Below are 1,423 nucleotides of genomic sequence, written 5' to 3'. Positions count from 1 at the left end.
CATCTGGCCTTAGACGGCGGTTTTGACGGGTTAGATTGCATCCGGCATTTGGTAGAAACGGCTCCCGATTATTTAGAATCCGGGGGAGTTTGGTTGGTTGAGATGATGGCGGGACAGGCTGAGGCGGTAGCTGATATGCTCGAAAGTCAGGGGAGTTATGGCAAAGTTCAGATATTTTCGGATTTAGCAGGGATCGATCGGTTTGCTTTAGCCTATCGGCGGTAGGGATCGAGGCAAAAAAAGATATAATTTATCGAATGTGCATTGTTGCTTGATTTTCCGAGATATAGTTGGCAAAGAAGTAAGAAGGTATTGTCATCATAAATGGAAGCATCATTGTTGATTTTTCCCAGTACCAACACCATCGCATAGATGTCTGTCACTATCGCTGACATTCGCACTGGGGTTGTGCAAATACGCACGCACCTTACCGCAACCGCGCACCAGTAAATCGTCAAAATTCACATTCCATAAAATAACTGTCTTGTCCTCACTACCAGAAGCTAAGGTTTTACCATCAGGGCTGAAACTGACACTATTAACCGAACTGCTATGCCCCAGGAGAGTGTGAATTTCCTTGCCAGTGGTGACATCCCAGAGTTTGATGGTGTTGTCCTCACTGCCAGAAGCCAAGGTTTTACCATTGGGGCTGAAACTGACACTATTAACCGAACTGCTATACCCCTGGAGAGTGTGAATTTCCTTGCCCGTGGTGACATCCCAGAGTTTGATGGTCCTGTCCAGACTGCCAGAAGCCAAGGTTTTACCATCGGGGTTGAAACTGACACTCTTAACCCACCCGCTATGCCCCTGAAGAGTACGGATTGCCTTGCCAGTGGTGACATCCCAGAGTTTGATGGTGTTGTCACGACTACCAGAAGCCAAGGTTTTACCATCAGGGCTGAAACTGACACTCAAAACACTCAAAATCGAATCGCTATGCCCCTGGAGAGTACGGATTTCCTTGCCAGTGGTGACATCCCAGAGTTTGATGGTGTTGTCGAAACTGCCAGAAGCCAAGGTTTTACCATCCGGGCTGAAAGTGACACTCCTAACGAAAATGCTATGCGCCTGGAGAGTACGGATTTCCTTGCCAGTGGTGACATCCCAGAGTTTGATGGTGTCGTCACCACTGCCAGAAGCCAAGGTTTTACCATCCGCGCTGAAACTGACACTCAAAACCAAAATGCTATGCCCCTTGAGGGTGCGGAGTTCCCTTCCCGTGGTGCCATCCCAGAGTTTGATGGTTTTGTCGTCACTGCCAGAAGCCAAGGTTTTACCATCGGGGCTGAAACTGACACTCGTAACCATATCGCTATGCCCCTTGAGGGTGCGGAGTTCCCTTCCCGTGGTGACATCCCAGAGTTTGATAGTTTTGTCGTCACTGCCAGAAGCCAAGGTTTTACCATCGGGGCTGAAACTG

At 48.8% G+C, this 1,423-nt stretch carries 1 protein-coding gene and 1 pseudogene; one reads left to right on the top strand and one right to left on the bottom strand.

Features of this window, described 5'->3' with window-relative positions:
- Nucleotides 1–225, top strand: a pseudogene (locus ACUVJL_RS07735) (protein-(glutamine-N5) methyltransferase, release factor-specific); the annotation flags it as partial.
- A gap of 108 nt (nucleotides 226–333) precedes the next feature.
- On the opposite strand, the gene ACUVJL_RS07730 reads toward ACUVJL_RS07735, so the two are convergent.
- On the bottom strand, nucleotides 334–1,423 hold a 1,090-nt coding region (locus ACUVJL_RS07730; protein WP_445245315.1), incomplete at its 5' end, for a WD40 repeat domain-containing protein.

Source organism: Microcoleus sp. OTE_8_concoct_300 (assembly GCF_031383065.1).
In the GTDB taxonomy this organism is placed as follows: Bacteria; Cyanobacteriota; Cyanobacteriia; order Cyanobacteriales; family Microcoleaceae; genus Microcoleus.
Note: the sequence above shows the minus strand (reverse complement) of the source record. Positions and strands in the feature narration are given on the sequence as shown.